20 protein-coding genes and 1 pseudogene are annotated in these 13,791 nt (G+C 74.3%); 12 read left to right on the top strand and 9 right to left on the bottom strand.

The window, feature by feature from the left end; translation table 11 throughout:
- The first annotated feature begins 1 nt into the window (after position 1).
- Together ACI6QG_RS04965 and recR are read left to right on the top strand one after the other, a co-directional pair.
- Entirely contained in the window at positions 2-325 is a 324-nt protein-coding gene (locus ACI6QG_RS04965) for a YbaB/EbfC family nucleoid-associated protein (RefSeq protein WP_407023466.1), read from the top strand.
- 146 nt (positions 326-471) lie between these two features.
- Complete coding sequence (gene recR, locus ACI6QG_RS04960) at positions 472-1,059, top strand: recombination mediator RecR (RefSeq protein ID WP_407023465.1); 588 nt, start codon at positions 472-474, stop codon at positions 1,057-1,059.
- Between the two features lie 7 nt (positions 1,060-1,066).
- Here the strand turns inward: recR and ACI6QG_RS04955 are convergent, their stop codons facing one another.
- The 6 genes from ACI6QG_RS04955 to ACI6QG_RS04930 all read right to left on the bottom strand — a co-directional run bounded on the left by ACI6QG_RS04955 (position 1,067) and on the right by ACI6QG_RS04930 (position 4,959).
- Positions 1,067-1,540, bottom strand: a complete 474-nt coding sequence (locus tag ACI6QG_RS04955; protein ID WP_407023464.1) for a DUF1178 family protein — start codon at positions 1,538-1,540, stop codon at positions 1,067-1,069.
- Between the two features lie 62 nt (positions 1,541-1,602).
- A complete protein-coding gene (gene grxC, locus ACI6QG_RS04950) occupies positions 1,603-1,857 on the bottom strand; it encodes a glutaredoxin 3 (RefSeq protein WP_407023463.1) in 255 nt (84 codons plus the stop codon).
- 46 nt (positions 1,858-1,903) lie between these two features.
- Positions 1,904-2,029: a hypothetical protein gene (locus ACI6QG_RS04945; RefSeq protein ID WP_407023462.1), complete on the bottom strand. Its 126-nt coding sequence runs from the start codon at positions 2,027-2,029 to the stop codon at positions 1,904-1,906.
- A gap of 44 nt (positions 2,030-2,073) precedes the next feature.
- Positions 2,074-2,853: a ComF family protein gene (locus ACI6QG_RS04940; RefSeq protein ID WP_407023461.1), complete on the bottom strand. Its 780-nt coding sequence runs from the start codon at positions 2,851-2,853 to the stop codon at positions 2,074-2,076.
- Entirely contained in the window at positions 2,831-4,348 is a 1,518-nt protein-coding gene (locus ACI6QG_RS04935) for a rhodanese-like domain-containing protein (RefSeq protein ID WP_407023460.1), read from the bottom strand. Before ACI6QG_RS04935 ends, ACI6QG_RS04940 begins: the two co-directional genes overlap by 23 nt.
- Entirely contained in the window at positions 4,345-4,959 is a 615-nt protein-coding gene (locus ACI6QG_RS04930; RefSeq protein ID WP_407023459.1) for a cysteine dioxygenase family protein, read from the bottom strand. Before ACI6QG_RS04930 ends, ACI6QG_RS04935 begins: the two co-directional genes overlap by 4 nt.
- A gap of 79 nt (positions 4,960-5,038) precedes the next feature.
- Here ACI6QG_RS04930 and ACI6QG_RS04925 point away from each other — a divergent pair, with 79 nt between their 5' ends.
- From ACI6QG_RS04925 to radC, 3 genes are all read left to right on the top strand, one after another.
- Complete coding sequence (locus ACI6QG_RS04925; protein WP_407023458.1) at positions 5,039-5,899, top strand: class I SAM-dependent methyltransferase; 861 nt, start codon at positions 5,039-5,041, stop codon at positions 5,897-5,899.
- A gap of 70 nt (positions 5,900-5,969) precedes the next feature.
- The gene (map, locus tag ACI6QG_RS04920; RefSeq protein ID WP_407023457.1) at positions 5,970-6,776 is read left to right on the top strand and encodes a type I methionyl aminopeptidase; all 807 of its coding nucleotides are present in this window, start codon (positions 5,970-5,972) and stop codon (positions 6,774-6,776) included.
- Positions 6,773-7,516 (top strand): RadC family protein, encoded by a 744-nt coding sequence (gene radC, locus ACI6QG_RS04915; RefSeq protein WP_407023456.1) that lies wholly within the window; start codon positions 6,773-6,775, stop codon positions 7,514-7,516. Before map ends, radC begins: the two co-directional genes overlap by 4 nt.
- A 4-nt stretch (positions 7,517-7,520) precedes the next feature.
- Here the strand turns inward: radC and ACI6QG_RS04910 are convergent, their stop codons facing one another.
- The 3 genes and pseudogenes from ACI6QG_RS04910 to ACI6QG_RS04900 form a co-directional block, all read right to left on the bottom strand.
- Positions 7,521-8,066 carry a hypothetical protein gene (locus ACI6QG_RS04910; RefSeq protein WP_407023455.1) on the bottom strand — a complete coding sequence of 182 codons (546 nt, stop codon included), beginning with the start codon at positions 8,064-8,066 and terminating at the stop codon, positions 7,521-7,523.
- Between the two features lie 8 nt (positions 8,067-8,074).
- Positions 8,075-8,713 carry a YjbE family putative metal transport protein gene (locus ACI6QG_RS04905; RefSeq protein ID WP_407023454.1) on the bottom strand — a complete coding sequence of 213 codons (639 nt, stop codon included), beginning with the start codon at positions 8,711-8,713 and terminating at the stop codon, positions 8,075-8,077.
- Between the two features lie 282 nt (positions 8,714-8,995).
- A pseudogene (locus ACI6QG_RS04900) lies at positions 8,996-9,667 on the bottom strand (TerC family protein); the annotation flags it as partial.
- 156 nt (positions 9,668-9,823) lie between these two features.
- On the opposite strand from ACI6QG_RS04900, the gene purB reads away from it, so the two are divergent.
- From purB to ACI6QG_RS04865, 7 genes are all read left to right on the top strand, one after another.
- On the top strand, positions 9,824-11,179 hold the full coding sequence (gene purB, locus ACI6QG_RS04895; RefSeq protein ID WP_407023452.1) for an adenylosuccinate lyase: 1,356 nt from the start codon (positions 9,824-9,826) through the stop codon (positions 11,177-11,179).
- Between the two features lie 62 nt (positions 11,180-11,241).
- Complete coding sequence (locus ACI6QG_RS04890) at positions 11,242-11,517, top strand: hypothetical protein (RefSeq protein WP_407023451.1); 276 nt, start codon at positions 11,242-11,244, stop codon at positions 11,515-11,517.
- 31 nt (positions 11,518-11,548) lie between these two features.
- A complete protein-coding gene (locus ACI6QG_RS04885; RefSeq protein WP_407023450.1) occupies positions 11,549-12,250 on the top strand; it encodes an NRDE family protein in 702 nt (233 codons plus the stop codon).
- 71 nt (positions 12,251-12,321) lie between these two features.
- Positions 12,322-13,086, top strand: coding sequence for a phosphoribosylaminoimidazolesuccinocarboxamide synthase (gene purC, locus ACI6QG_RS04880; protein ID WP_407023449.1), 765 nt, complete (start codon positions 12,322-12,324; stop codon positions 13,084-13,086).
- Positions 13,083-13,325: a phosphoribosylformylglycinamidine synthase subunit PurS gene (purS, locus tag ACI6QG_RS04875; RefSeq protein ID WP_407023448.1), complete on the top strand. Its 243-nt coding sequence runs from the start codon at positions 13,083-13,085 to the stop codon at positions 13,323-13,325. Before purC ends, purS begins: the two co-directional genes overlap by 4 nt.
- Before the next feature lies 1 nt (position 13,326).
- Positions 13,327-13,584, top strand: a complete 258-nt coding sequence (locus tag ACI6QG_RS04870; protein ID WP_407023447.1) for a hypothetical protein — start codon at positions 13,327-13,329, stop codon at positions 13,582-13,584.
- Positions 13,581-13,787, top strand: a complete 207-nt coding sequence (locus ACI6QG_RS04865) for a hypothetical protein (RefSeq protein ID WP_407023446.1) — start codon at positions 13,581-13,583, stop codon at positions 13,785-13,787. Before ACI6QG_RS04870 ends, ACI6QG_RS04865 begins: the two co-directional genes overlap by 4 nt.
- Positions 13,788-13,791 lie beyond the last annotated feature (4 nt).

Genomic DNA, 13,791 nt, shown 5'->3' with positions numbered 1-13,791 from the left:
CATGAAGAACCTGGGCAACATGCTGAAGCAGGCGCAGCAGATGCAGACCCGCATGCAGGAGATGCAGGCCAAGCTGGAGGCCACCGAGGTGGAGGGCCAGGCCGGCGCCGGCATGGTCAAGGTGCAGCTGACCGGCAAGGGCGACCTGCGGCGCGTCCTCATCGACCCCTCGCTGATGGCGGCTGACGAGCGCGAGGTGCTGGAGGACCTGCTGGTCGCCGCCCACGCCGACGCCAAGCAGAAGGTCGAGTCGATGATGGCCGAGGAGATGCAGAAGGCCACCGCCGGCATGGCCCTGCCGCCCGGGCTGAAGCTGCCCTTCTAGCGCCCCCGCCGCGGTTTTCCCCGGCGCTCCGCTGCGGAAAAACCGCGGCGGGCACCCCATATGGGGAATGGTCCCGGGGGCTTCGGCCCATCCTGCCGTGGCGAGGCCGCGGCAGGGCGCCCGGGGGTGGAACAAGGGGCGTTGCATTGCGGCCGAACACCGATCCTGTCGAGCACCTGATCGCGCTGCTGTCGCGCATCCCCGGGCTGGGGCGGCGCTCGGCGCGGCGGGCGGCGCTGAAGATGCTGACCGACCCGCAGGCGCGCATGCTGCCGCTGGCGGAAGCGCTGCGCGCGGCGGCCGAGGCGGTGCGGCCCTGCCGGGTGTGCGGCAACCTGGACAGCCGCGACCCCTGCCTGGTCTGCGCCGACCCGTCGCGCGACCAGGGGCTGATCTGCGTGGTGGAAGGCGTGGCCGACCTGTGGGCGCTGGAGCGCGCGCACGCCCACCAGGGCGCCTACCACGTGCTGGGCGGCACGCTGTCCGCCCTGGCCGGCACCGGGCCGGAGGATTTGTCGGTGGCGCCGCTGCTGCGCCGCGCGGCGGAGGCGCGGGAGGTGATCCTGGCCCTGCCCGCCACCGTCGAGGGCGCCACCACCAGCCACTACCTGGCCGAGCGGCTGGAGCCGCTGGGGGTGCCGGTCACCCGGCTGGCGCAGGGCGTGCCGCTGGGCGGCGCGCTGGACGTGCTGGACGACGGCACGCTGGCGGCGGCGCTGCGGGCGCGGCGCTGACCGCCCCTCAGCCGTCGGAGCGCGGCACCCAGGGCAGGCGTCCCACCGCGATGCCCTCGTCGCGCAGCGCCTCCGTCTCGGCCTCGCTGGCCTCGCCGTAGATGCCCCGCTCCTCCGACTCGCCCTTGGCGATGCGGCGCGCCTCCGCGGCGAAGTCCCGGCCGACGTAGTCGCAGTTCTTCTCGACCTCGGCGCGCATGCGCTGCAGCAGCGCCAGCACCTGCGCCGGCATCGGGCCGCCGGCCACCGGGGCGGGGGGCTGGGCGGCGGCGGCGGGCGGGGTCGCGGCGGGCTCGGGCCGGCCCTTCACCCCGGGGGCGCGGGCGATGGCCGGCGCCATCAGCGCCTTGGCCACCCGCGCGTCGCCGCAGACCGGACATTCCACCAGGCCGGCGGCGGCCATGCGGTCGAAGGCGGCGCCGTCCTTGAACCAGCTCTCGAATTCGTGGGCGTTGTCGCAACGCAGGGCGAAGCGGATCATGACCCTTTGAAGATAGGCTGGCACTCGCGGATGTCGAGTGCCAGGGCGGCGCGCCCGCCGGTTCAGGCCAGCAGGGGGTCCAGCTTGCCGGCGCGCTCCAGCGCCGCCAGGTCGTCCGAGCCGCCGATGGCCTGCCCGTTGATGAAGACCTGCGGAACGGTGGTGCGCCCGCCGGAGCGGGAGATCGCCTCCTCCCGCTTCTTGGAGCCCGACGGCGCGTCGTGCTCCACGTAGGAAACGCCCTTGCTGTCCAGCAGCGCCTTGGCGCGCGCGCAATAGGGGCACCAGAGGCTGGTGTAGATCTCGATCTCGGCCATGGCCCCCTAACGCCGCAAGCCGGGCCGCGTCGTCAAGGCCCGCGCGTCAGGGCAGGATGGGCGCGGGCGCCAGCATCCAGCCCAGCAGGGCCAGCGCCACCATGGCGGCGGAGAGCGAGGCGGCGATTCCCGCGCATTCCGCGACGACCGCGCGGCTGGAGGAGCGAGGCATGGGGGGTTCCTTCTCCGGGCCCGGACATGCTGCGCCGCCTTCCCTTACCGCCCGGTCAACGCCTCCAGCCCCGGGCCGGGCACGCGGGCGGCGGCCAGCACGCGCACCTCGGCCGCGCCGGCCGCCAGCAGGGCGCGGGCGCAGCCGCCGGCGGTGGCGCCGCTGGTCAGCACGTCGTCCACCAGCACCAGCCGGGCGCCGCGCACCCGCCGGGCGGCGCGCGCCGGCACGGCGAAGGCGCCGTCCAGCCGCGCCTGGCGCTCGGCGGCGCCGGCGCCTTCCAGCGGGGCGGTGCGGCGGGTTCGGGCCAGCGCGTCCACCCACACCGGCAGCCCGCCCAGCCGCCCCAGCGCCCGCGCCAGCAGCGCCGCCTGGTTGTGCCGGCGCGCCAGCAGCCGCCAGCGATGCAGCGGCACCGGCACCAGCGCGTCGGCGCCGTCCAGCACCTCGCGCCCCGCCCGCGCCATCAGCCGGGCCAGCGGCAGGGCCAGTTCCGTGCGGTCGCGGTGCTTGAAGGGCAGGAGGAGCGCCTTGGCGCCGTCATCGTAGCGCAGGGCGGCGCGGGCGCGGGTGAAGGCCGGCGGCCGCGCCACGCAGGCGGGGCAGAGGCGCCCGCCCTCCACCGCCTCGCCCTGGCTGGCATGGACGAAGGGCACGCCGCAGCACAGGCATTGCGGCGCCGCCAGCAGCGACAGCCGCCCGAAGCAGGCGGGACAGGCGCCGCCATGCGCCGCCACCGGGGCGTCGCACAGCAGGCAGGCGGGCGGGAACAGGGCGTCCAGCGCCCAGCGGCCCAGCGCCCTACCAGGCGCCGAAGCGCGCATCGCCGTCGCGGGCCACGCCGTGCACCAGGTCCACCTCCCAGCGCAGGTAGTCGTGCATGGCGGCTTCCTGGCCGCTGTTGCGGTCATAGGGGCGCAGGTACCAGTCCACGCAATCGGCGTCCTCGGGGTGGTGGCGGTCGCTGGCCAGCGGCAGCCCGGCCGCGCGCCACGCCGCGACGCCGCCGGCCAGCACCCGCGCGCCGGGGATCTCCGCCGCCGCGAGGTCGGCCAGCACCGGGTCGGGCGCGGTGACCACCACGGGCTTCGCGAAGGCGGGGATGCGGCCGCGCACCGCCCAGCGGCTGCCGGGGATGTGTGCGGCGCGGAAATCGATCGAGCGCGCGAGGTCCACCACCTGCACGGCATCGCCCAGCGCGGCCAGTTCGGCGGGCGTGACCGATGGCATGGGGCGGTGCTCCGGCACCTCCGGCCGCCAGGGGCCGGATTTCAGCGGGCCGTCCAACGGGTCGCTCACCACCAGCACCTCCCAGCCGCCCATCTGGCGCAGCCAGGCGCCGGCCATGCGGGCGCGCACCCCCTCGCCATCGGCCAGGATGACGCGGGCGCCGCGCGCGGCCACCCACTGGTCGGTGGCCTGCACCAGCTGCCCGCCGGGCGCGTGGCGGAAGCCGGGGATGTGGCCGGCGATGTATTCCTCCGGCGTGCGGACATCCAGCGCGTAGGTGGTGCGGTCCTGCGCCGCCAGCAGCGCCGCGGCCTCGGCGCGGGTGACGCTGCCCACCCCGTGCTGCGCGGCGAAGGCCTCGGCGCGCTGGCGCGCCAGGGCGGCGGAGCGCGGCGTGCCGGGCGCGAAGGCGCGGGTGGCGCCCTTCTCCGTCGCGAAGCCCGCCAGCTCCCAGCCCATGGTGCCGTTGCGCAGCGCCACCACGCGGTTGGGCACGCCGGCGCGGCGCAGGCTCTCGGCGCCCATGATGGAGCGGGTGCGGCCGGCGCAATTCACCACGATGGTGGTGCCCGCATCCGGCACCAGGTCGCCGATGCGCCAGGCCAGCTCGCCGCCCGGCACGTTCAGCGCGCCGGGGATCGTCATCTTCACGAACTCGTCCAGGGGGCGGCTGTCGAGGATGACGTGCGGCGTGCCCGAGCGCACCAGCGCGTCCAGCTCCGCCGGGTCCAGGCTCTCGGTGCCGTGGGTGTGCTCCACCCATTCGCCGAAGGCCTTGGACGGCACGTGGACGCCGCTGAACAGGGTGAAGGCCTCCGCCGGGTCGCCCTCCAGCACATGCACATCCGTGCAGCCGATGCCGCGCAGGTAGTCCGCCAGCCTGGCCGCGTGGCCCTCGCCGCCATCGGCGCAGACCACCGGGATGGTGCGCCTGGGCAGCAGGGCGCGGGCGCGCAGCTCCTTCTTCGACAAGGGGCAGGGCACGGCCCAGAACAGGTGGGAGGCGCCGAACTCGCCCTCCTCCCGCGCATCCAGGATCGCCAGCTCGCCGCCCCGCGCCAGCAGGGCCTTCAGCGCGGCGGGCGTCACCGGTCCTTGCCCACCGTCGGCTTCATGTGGGCCTTGTTGTAGAAGCTCACCTCGCCCGTCGCGTCGTCGAAGGCGCGGCGGCCGTCCAGCTTCTCCAGCGCCAGTCCATACATGTGCAGGTGGCGCGTCGGGCGCTCGCCGGTGGTGTGGATGGAATGGATGTCCTCGGGCATCAGGCAGATGCCGCGGCCCGGCTCCACCATCACCTCCTCGCGCACGCGCATCTCGCAGCGCGCGGGGTCGGAGCCGTCATCCAGGCGGTCATAGACCTTGTTCAGCTCCTGCCCGTCCACCGCCACCACCACGGCCCAGGTGGTGTGGTCGTGCGGCTTGGTGCTGTTCCCCGGGTTCAGCGCGTTGAGGTAGAGGGCGAAGCGGTTGCCCTCCTCCTCGCGCAGCAGGTAGCGGTTGGAGCCCTTCTCGCCATTGGGCGGCGGCGGGAACTCGGCCAACGGGAACAGGTGCTCCTGCGCGGCCAGGGCCAGCAGCTCCGCGCGGATGGCGTCCAGCGCCTCGCGCGTCACGCCCATGCGCTCCTCGATGGCGCGCACGCGCCCCACGGCGGCGGCCACGGCGGCGGCGCGGGCCGCCTTCACGTCCATCTGGTTCATCGCGCGTTTCCCTTCCCTTGCAGGGCCGGAACGCTACCGCCGCTTGCGCCCGCACGCCAGCGGCCGCATCTGCCCGGGGATGGAGCCGATCTTCGACCGCCGCCTCGTCGCCCTGCGCCGCCAGCGCGCGAGCACGCGGGTGGGCGAGGTCGCGCCCATCCTGCACGCGGCGGCGGAGCTGCTGCTGGACCGGCTGGACGACACCACCCGCCGCTTCGCCCGCGCGCTGGATGTCGGCGGGCGCGGCGCGGTGGCGCCGCTGCTGCGCGCGCGGGGGGTGGAGGAGGTCGTCTCCATGGACCTCGCGCCCGGCATGGCGGCGCGGGCCGGCGGCCTGGCCGTGGTGGCGGATGAGGAATGGCTGCCCTTCGCCGGGGGCAGCTTCGACCTGGTGGTGGCCTCGCTCTCCCTGCACGCGGTGAACGACCTGCCCGGCGCGCTGGTGCAGCTGCGCCGCGCCCTGGCGCCGGACGGGCTGCTGCTGGCCAGCCTGCCCGGGCTGGGCACGCTGCACGGCCTGCGCGAGGCGCTGGCCACCACGGAGGCGGAGCTGCGCGGCGGCGCCGCCCCCCGCGTTTCCCCCTTCGCGGAACTGCGGGACCTGGCGGGGCTGCTGCAGCGCGCCGGCTTCGCCCTGCCGGTGGCCGACCGCGAAAGCCTGCCCCTGCGCTATGCCACGCCGATGGGGCTGGTGCGCGACCTGCGCGCGGCCGGCGAGCAGGCGGCGCTGCTGCAGCGCGACCGCCGCGTGCCGCCGCGCGCCCTGTTCCCCCTGGCGCTGGGCGCGGCGCCGCTGGAATTCACCCTGCCCCTGCTGGTGATGACCGGCTGGGCGCCGCACGAATCCCAGCCCCGCCCGGCCCCGCGCGGCAGCGCCGACGCCCGCCTGGCCGACGCCCTGGGCACGGTGGAGCGCCCGGCGGGCGAGAAAGCGGGTTGAAGCCGCGGCCCGGCGGGCGCATTTTGGCCCCAAACCCCCTCCCATGACCCGACGGGGCCGGACCCGCACGATGGACAAGCAAGGCGGCGAGTCGCGCCGCATCACCCTGCACGCCCCCGAGGATTTCGCGGGCATGCGCCGCGCCGGACGCCTGGCGGCCGAGACGCTGGACATGATCACGGAGCACGTCCGCCCCGGCGTCACCACCGCCGAGCTGGACCGCATCCTCCATGAATTCATGCTGGCGCGCGGCGCCGTCCCGGCCACGCTGGGCTACCGCGGCTACGCCCACGCCTCCTGCATCTCGGTCAACCACGTGGTCTGCCACGGCATCCCGGGCGAGCGCGTGGTGGCTGAGGGCGACGTGCTGAACATCGACGTCACGCCCCTGCTGGATGGCTGGCACGGCGACAGCTCGCGCATGTACGTGGCGGGCACGCCCTCCACCAAGGCGCGGCTGCTGATGGACGTGACCTACGAGGCGATGATGCGCGGCATCGCCGCCGCCAGGCCGGGCAACACCTTCGGCGACATCGGCCACGCCATCCAGTCCTACGCCGAGAAGCACCGCTTCTCCATCGTGCGCGACTTCTGCGGCCACGGCATCGGCCGGCAGTTCCACGAGCCGCCCAACGTGCTGCACTTCGGCCGCCCCGGCGAGGGGCCGGTGCTGAAGCCCGGCATGTTCTTCACCATCGAGCCGATGGTGAACGCCGGCCGCCCGGAGGTGAAGATCCTGGACGACGGCTGGACGGCCGTGACGCGCGACCGCAGCCTGTCCGCCCAGTTCGAGCACATGGTCGGCATCACCGAGGCGGGCTGCGAGATCTTCACCCTCAGCCCCGCCGGGCTGCACAAGCCGCCCTACGGCGCATGAGCCGCCGCCGCGGCGTGGCCGACGCCTCGGGGCTGTTCGAGGCGGCGCCGCCCGCGGCCAGCGCCCGCGCCCTGGGCGCGGAGGGCCACCGCGACCGCGTGCGCCAGCGTCTGCTGGAGGCCGGGCCGCAGGCCCTGCTGGACCACGAGCTGCTGGAGGCGGTGCTGTTCCTCGCCATCCTGCGCAAGGACACCAAGCCCATCGCCCGCGCCCTGCTGGCGCGCTTCGGCGGCTTCGCCGAGGTGCTGTCCGCCCCGGCGGCGGAGCTGCTGCGGGTGGAGGGGGTGGGGCCCTCGGCGGTGGCGGCGCTGCGCACCGTCCAGGCCGCCGCGCTGCGGCTGGGCGAGGCGCAGATGCGCGACGCCCCCGTGCTCCACAACTGGGAGCGCCTGCAATCCTACCTCACCGCCGCCCTGGCGCGGGAGCGCACGGAGCAGTTCCGCGTGCTGTTCCTGGACAGCCGCAACCGCCTGCTGGCCGACGAGGTGATGGGCGCCGGCACGGTCAACCACGCCCCGGTCTACCCGCGCGAGGTGATGCGCCGCGCCATCGAGCTGCACGCCACCGCGCTGGTGCTGGTGCACAACCACCCCAGCGGCGACCCGACGCCGAGCCGCGCCGACGTGGAGATGACCCGCGAGGTGGCGGAGGCGGCGCGCCTGCTGGGCCTCACCCTGCACGACCACCTGGTGGTGGGGCGGGGCGGCACCGCCTCCCTGCGGCAGCTGGGGCTGATGTAGCGGCCTACCGCCGCAGCGCCGCCGCCACCTCGCGCACGAAGGCCTGGGCGTCGGCCGCCGCGGGCTCGCGCCGGGGCATGGAGACGCGCAGGCGCAGCAGCTGCCCGCCCGCCGCGCCGACGCAGACGGTGCTTTCCACCGGCTGGCGGCCATAGCTGCCTTCCAGCATGGCACAGCGGAACAGGCCGGCCACCTCCGCCTCGCGCACCACGGCCAGGCGGCGGTTGCGCGAAGCCTGGCCGGTCGCGGCGTCCTTCCAGCGGGCGTATTCGGCCTGGGCGGCGGCGGAGGCCGGGCCGTCCGGCAGGGGCGCCGCCGGGCGCAGCACCTGCACGAAGGCGGCGGCCTGGCGGTTGGCGGTGGCGTAGGCCACCTCCCGGCCCGGCAAGGGGTCGGAAAGGGCGGTGTCCGAGCCGCGGCGCAGCCCGGCGGCCTCGGCCGGCAGGCGGGCGGCCAGCGCCTCGGGGCCGCTGGCCGGCGGGATGGGGGCGGCCGGGCCGCCGCCCCCCTCCGTGGCGGCGCAGGCGGCCAGCAGGGCGGCCGCCAGCAAGGGCGCCGTCAGTGCTGCGGCGGCGCGGGCAGCGGCAGGCCCATCTCCAGGTGCGCGTTGGCGATCAACAGGCCTTCCCACAGCAGCTCCAGTCCGATCCAGGCGATGAGTGCCACGCCGATGTAGGCGATGATGCGGAAGCGGTCGAGGATGCGCGCCAGCCAGCCGCCCAGCACGCCCATCATCACGATGGAGATGCCCAGCCCCACCACCAGCAGGGTGAAGTTGGCCCGCGCCACGGCGGCCACCGCCAGCACGTTGTCCAGGCTCATGGACACGTCGGCGACGATGATCTGCCACAGCGCCGCCATCAGCGACTTCTGCTGCACCTCGCCGCCCGCGCCCTCGGCGGCGTCCCCTTCCTCCTTGTGCAGCAGCTCCTTCAGGAAGGTGGCGGCGATGTAGAGCAGCGCGGCGCCGCCCACGATGTCCACCCACCACAGCGCCAGCAGGTAGGAGGCGAAGATGGAGAAGACGATGCGCAGCACGGCGGCGGCCGCGATGCCGAACAGCACCGCCTTGTTGCGCTGCGCCTCGGGCAGGCCGGCCGCGGCGAGGCCGATGACCACGGCGTTGTCGCCCGACAGGATGATGTTCAGCCACATGATCTGGGCCAGGCCCGGCAAGGCGCCGGTGATGGATTCCATCGAATTGCTCTCCGCGCACGGAAAGGGCGGCCCACCTTGCGTGGCGGGTCCGCCCGGCCTTCCTCAACGGTGCGCGGTGGCGCCCCGCCCCGGCAGGTGCCGGGGCGCGGAGCCTAGGGGCGGCCGGTGGCCGCGTCCTGTGCGCGGGCTGTCCCCAGGGTTAAGCCCGCGCAAGCGTCAATGGCGGTCGCCCGGCCGGCGGGCGGCGTTCCACACCGCCTGCGCCACCAGCGCCACCACGGCGGCCAGCACCGCCACCTGCAGCAAGGTGGCCCCGGCCCAGATCCAGGCGGGGAACACGCCGGGCAGCGCCAGGTAGCCCAGCGGCAGCATCAGGAAGGCGTAGGAGCCGGGCACCTTGCCCGCGACCTCGTTCGTGCCCTGCCAGATCATGTCGCCGGCCACGTAGAGGATGATGAGCAGGCCGACCCAGGCGATCCAGCGGTGCTTGTTCAGCAGGTTGGCGATGAAGGTCGCCGCCACGCCCATCAGCACCACCGAGATGGCGAGGCCGGCGATGAGGACGTAGGGGTGGTCCTTCGCGGCGCCCGCCACCGCCAGCACGTTGTCCAGCGACATGGAGATGTCGGCGATCAGGATCTGGGTGATGGCCTGGCGCATGGTCTTGCGCGGGGCCGCCGACTCGGCCTCGGCCACCGCGTCGCCGGCGTCGCCGTGGCCGCCGTCGCGCAGCTCGCGGTACATCTTCCAGCACACCCACAGCAGCAGCACGCCGCCGGCCAGGGTGATGCCGACGATGGCGAGCAGCTGCACGGTGATGGAGGCGAAGGCGATGCGCATGATCGTCGCCGCCGCGATGCCCCACAGGATGGCGGTGCGGCGCTGCTGCGGCGGCAGGCCGGCCGCCGCCATGCCGACGACGATGGCGTTGTCGCCCGCCAGCACGATGTCGATCAGCAGCACCTGGAAGAGCGGGACGAGCCAGTCGGGCATGGAACTCAGCCTCGTAATGAAGGGTCCATCTTTCTTGGACTGCCCACGCCGCCCGGTCATTGCCGGAACACTAACCCAGCGTTGCAGTTTCGTAAGACTTGCCGCCGCGCCCGTCCCGCGACATTGCTGCGCCGCCGCTTTCCCGGAGTCCGCCGCATGGTCCCCCGCTACACCCGCCCCGAGATGGCCGCCATGTGGTCGCCCGAGGAGCGCTACCGCATCTGGTTCGAGATCGAGGCGCTGGCGGCGGAGAAGATGGCCGAGCTGGGCACCATCCCCGCCGAGGCGGCGCGTGCCATCCGCGAGGGCGGCGGGCGCAAGGTCGCCGCCATCTCCGCCGCCGACGTCGCGCGCATCGACGAGATCGAGCGGGTGACGCGCCACGACGTCATCGCCTTCCTCACCTGGCTGGGCGAGCCGGCGGCGGGCCACCCCGGCATGGGCGAGCACGCCCGCTATATGCACCAGGGCATGACCAGCTCCGACGTGCTGGACACCTGCCTGGCCGTGCAGATGACCCGCGCCGCCGACCTGCTCCTCGCGGATTGCGAGGCGGTGATGGCGGCGCTGAAGCGCCGCGCCATCGAGCACAGGCACACCCCCACCATCGGCCGCTCCCACGGCATCCATGCCGAGCCGACCACCTTCGGCCTGAAGCTGGCCGGGCACTACGTGGAATTCGCCCGCAACCTGGAGCGCCTGAAGGCCGCCCGCGCCGAGGTGGCGACCTGCGCCATCTCCGGCCCCGTCGGCACCTTCGCCAGCGTGGACCCGGCGGTGGAGGCGCATGTGGCCGCGAAGCTGGGGCTGGCGGTGGAGCCCGTCTCCACCCAGGTCATCCCGCGCGACCGCCACGCCGCCTTCTTCTGCACCCTGGCCGTGGTCGCCGGCGCGGTGGAGCGCCTGGCCACCGAGGTGCGCCACCTGCAACGCTCCGAAGTGCGCGAGGCGGAGGAGTTCTTCCACGCCGGGCAGAAGGGCAGCTCCGCCATGCCCCACAAGCGCAACCCGGTGCTGAGCGAGAACCTGACCGGCCTCGCGCGCCTGGTGCGCGGCTACGCCATGCCGGCGCTGGAAAACGTCACCCTCTGGCACGAGCGCGACATCAGCCACTCCTCCGTGGAGCGCGTCATCGGCCCCGACGCCACCATCGCGCTGGACTTCGCGCTGATGCGCCTGGCCGGGATGATGGAGAAGCTGACGGTCTACCCGGAGCGCATGGAGGAGAACCTGGAATCGCTGGGCGGCGTGGTGCACAGCCAGAAGGTGCTGCTGGCGCTGACCCAGGCCGGGCTGTCGCGCGAGGGCGCCTACGCCGCCGTGCAGCAGGCCGCCATGGCCACTTGGCTGAAGCTGGGCAAGGCGGACGCCAGGCGCTTCGCCGAGAACCTGCTGGCGGTGCCGGAGGTCGCGGCCTGCATGGACGCCGCCGCGCTGAAGGCGGCGATGGACCCGCAGCGCGACTTCCGCCACGTGGACACCGTCTTCGCCCGCGTCTTCGGATCACCCTGAAGCCGCCACGATTCGGCCATGCGGGTTCATAGATTCAGGGCATGAACCGAAAGGGTGCTGCCATGCGTGGCCTTCGCAAGCTCCTCGTCGCCGCGGCGCTGGGCGCCGCGTCCCTCGCTGCCCTGCCCGGGCAGGCGGAGGCCCAGTGGGGCTGGGGGCCGCCGCCGCCGCGCCACTACGCGCCGCCCCGCTACTACGCGCCGCCGCCGCCGCCGGCCGTCTACTACGTGCCGCCGCGGCCGGTGTTCATGCCGCCGCCGCCGCGCCACTACGCGCCGCCGCCGCGGCACTGGGGCCCGCCGCCGGGCCATTGGCGCCACCACCGCCGCCACTGGTAAGGCCGGGCGCCGCCGCCCATCATCCGGGCGGATGTGCACCGTGATCCTCTGGCGCGGCGAGGGCCGATGCGCCCTCGCCGCCAACCGCGACGAGCGGCTGGACCGCGCCTGGGACCCGCCCGGCCGCTTCTGGCCCGGCATCACCGGCGGGCGCGACCGCGCGGCGGGCGGCACCTGGATGGCGATGAACGCCGCCGGCGTGGTCGCCGCCGTGCTGAACCGCCCCGGCACGCTGGGCCCGGCGGCCGGCAAGCGCTCGCGCGGGGAGCTGCCGCTGGTGGCCCTGGGCGGGGCGGACGCCGCCGCCGCGGCGGACCGCATCGCCGCCCTGCCGGCCGGGGAGTGGCGCCCCTTCCACCTGGTGGTGGCCGATGCCGGCCGCGCCTTCTTCCTGAAGGGGCTGGGCGAGGGCCGGCCGGCGGCGCAGGAGCTGGGCGAGGGCGTGAGCATGGTCACCGCCCACCCGCCCAACGACCCCGCCTCGCCCCGCACCGCGCGCCACCTGCCGCGCTTCCGCGCCGCCGCCCCGCCCCGCCCCGGCGACTGGGGGGCCTGGCCCGCCCTGCTGGCCGATGGCGGCGGGCGGACGGAGGAGGCGCTGAACGTGCCGCCCCTGGGCGGGTTCGGCACCGTCTGCGCCTCCCTGGTAATGCTGGCACCGGGCGGGGCGGAATGGCTGTTCGCCCCCGGCCCGCCCGACCGCACCGCCTTCGCCCCGGTGCCCCTGGGCTGACAGGCCCCCCTGCGTGGCGCGCATGGCGGGATGTGCTATGAGGCCGCTGTTTTCCCTGGAAGGTTCCCCCCATGGCGCGTCGCCGGCAGCTCTACGAGGGCAAGGCCAAGATCCTGTTCGAAGGGCCCGAGCCGGGCACCATCGTCCAGTACTTCAAGGACGACGCCACCGCCTTCAACGCGCAGAAGAAGGGCACCATCACCGGCAAGGGGGTGCTGAACAACCGCATCAGCGAGTACCTGATGCAGCGCCTGGCCGAGATCGGCGTGCCGACCCACTTCATCCGCCGCCTGAACATGCGCGAGCAGCTGGTGCGCGAGGTGGAGATCATCCCGCTGGAGGTGGTGGTGCGCAACGTCGCCGCCGGCTCGCTCGCCACCCGGCTGGGCATCCAGGAAGGCACGCGCCTGCCGCGCTCCATCATCGAGTACTACTACAAGAACGACGCCCTGCAGGACCCGATGGTGAGCGAGGAGCACATCACCGCCTTCGGCTGGGCCTCCACGCACGACCTGGACGACATGGTGCAGCTGACGCTGCGGGTGAACGACTTCCTCACCGGCCTGCTGCTGGGCGTGGGCATCACCCTGGTGGACTTCAAGCTGGAGTTCGGCCGCCTCTACGAGAACGACGACATGCGCATCGTCCTGGCCGACGAGATCAGCCCGGACAATTGCCGCCTGTGGGACCTCAAGACCGGCGAGAAGATGGACAAGGACCGCTTCCGCCGCGACCTGGGCAAGGTGGAGGAAGGCTACCAGGAGGTCGCCCGCCGCCTGGGCATCCTGCCCGAGGCCGGGGTGCGTGACATGAAGGGCCCGGAGGTGATGCAGTGACGCGCCTGAAGGTCACGGTGTTCCCCAAGGCCGGCGTGCTGGACCCCGAGGGCAAGGCGATCGGCCGCGCCCTGGGCAACCTGGGCTTCGCCGGCGTGGGCGAGGTGCGGGTGGGCAAGGTGATGATCGTCGAGGTGGCGGAGGACGACCCCGCCAAGGCCCGCCAGGCCGGCGAGGAGATGGCCCGCCGCCTGCTGGCCAACACCGTCATCGAGAGCTTCACGGTCGAGGCCGCCTGACATGGAGGCCGCCGCCCCGCCGTTCCGCCAGCGCTCCCTGCGCGTGTTCGTCGCGCTGTCGCTGGGGCTGGTGGCGTGGCGGCTGCTGCTGGCCGCGGCCTTTCTGCTGTTCGGCCCGCCGCTGGACGCCCTGCCGCAGCACCACACGGCGCAGGTGTTCTTCGTGCTGAGCAAGGCGGTGCTGGGCGGGCTGTTCTGGCCGGTCTCGCTGCTGCTGGAATGGCGCGACCCGCTGGGCTGGCTGCTCTTCCCGTGGTGAAGCTGCCGCTGCTGCTGATGGCGGTGGCGACCGTGCTGGTGGCCATGGGCCTGCGCTGGCGCGAGGAGCGCATGGGCGGCGCCCGCCCGCGCGGCTTCGTGGCCGGCAAGAAGGCGGCGTTCAACCGCTGGCTCACCGCCGCGGCCATCGCCGCCGTCGGCACCTCCGTCCTGCTCGGCATCCTCCACTGGGCGCAGTTCTGAAAGG

The organism is Sabulicella flocculans (assembly GCF_045449635.1).
In the GTDB taxonomy this organism is placed as follows: Bacteria; Pseudomonadota; Alphaproteobacteria; order Acetobacterales; family Acetobacteraceae; genus Roseococcus.
The sequence above is the reverse complement of the archived record's forward strand: the minus strand, read 5'-3'. Positions and strand labels throughout refer to the sequence as shown.

Bases quoted from the DNA above. Each gene is read 5' to 3' on its own strand.
- ACI6QG_RS04955 (WP_407023464.1), bottom strand. From the start codon at position 1,540: ATGATCCGCTTCGCCCTGCGTTGCGACAACGCCCACGAATTCGAGAGC.
- ACI6QG_RS04945 (WP_407023462.1), bottom strand. From the start codon at position 2,029: ATGCCTCGCTCCTCCAGCCGCGCGGTCGTCGCGGAATGCGCGGGAATC.
- grxC (WP_407023463.1), bottom strand. From the start codon at position 1,857: ATGGCCGAGATCGAGATCTACACCAGCCTCTGGTGCCCCTATTGCGCG.
- ACI6QG_RS04905 (WP_407023454.1), bottom strand. From the start codon at position 8,713: ATGGAATCCATCACCGGCGCCTTGCCGGGCCTGGCCCAGATCATGTGG.
- ACI6QG_RS04940 (WP_407023461.1), bottom strand. From the start codon at position 2,853: ATGCGCGCTTCGGCGCCTGGTAGGGCGCTGGGCCGCTGGGCGCTGGAC.
- ACI6QG_RS04930 (WP_407023459.1), bottom strand. From the start codon at position 4,959: ATGAACCAGATGGACGTGAAGGCGGCCCGCGCCGCCGCCGTGGCCGCC.
- ACI6QG_RS04870 (WP_407023447.1), top strand. From the start codon at position 13,327: ATGGAGGCCGCCGCCCCGCCGTTCCGCCAGCGCTCCCTGCGCGTGTTC.
- ACI6QG_RS04965 (WP_407023466.1), top strand. From the start codon at position 2: ATGAAGAACCTGGGCAACATGCTGAAGCAGGCGCAGCAGATGCAGACC.
- ACI6QG_RS04890 (WP_407023451.1), top strand. From the start codon at position 11,242: ATGCGTGGCCTTCGCAAGCTCCTCGTCGCCGCGGCGCTGGGCGCCGCG.
- radC (WP_407023456.1), top strand. From the start codon at position 6,773: ATGAGCCGCCGCCGCGGCGTGGCCGACGCCTCGGGGCTGTTCGAGGCG.
- purB (WP_407023452.1), top strand. From the start codon at position 9,824: ATGGTCCCCCGCTACACCCGCCCCGAGATGGCCGCCATGTGGTCGCCC.
- ACI6QG_RS04925 (WP_407023458.1), top strand. From the start codon at position 5,039: ATGGAGCCGATCTTCGACCGCCGCCTCGTCGCCCTGCGCCGCCAGCGC.
- purC (WP_407023449.1), top strand. From the start codon at position 12,322: ATGGCGCGTCGCCGGCAGCTCTACGAGGGCAAGGCCAAGATCCTGTTC.
- ACI6QG_RS04885 (WP_407023450.1), top strand. From the start codon at position 11,549: ATGTGCACCGTGATCCTCTGGCGCGGCGAGGGCCGATGCGCCCTCGCC.
- map (WP_407023457.1), top strand. From the start codon at position 5,970: ATGGACAAGCAAGGCGGCGAGTCGCGCCGCATCACCCTGCACGCCCCC.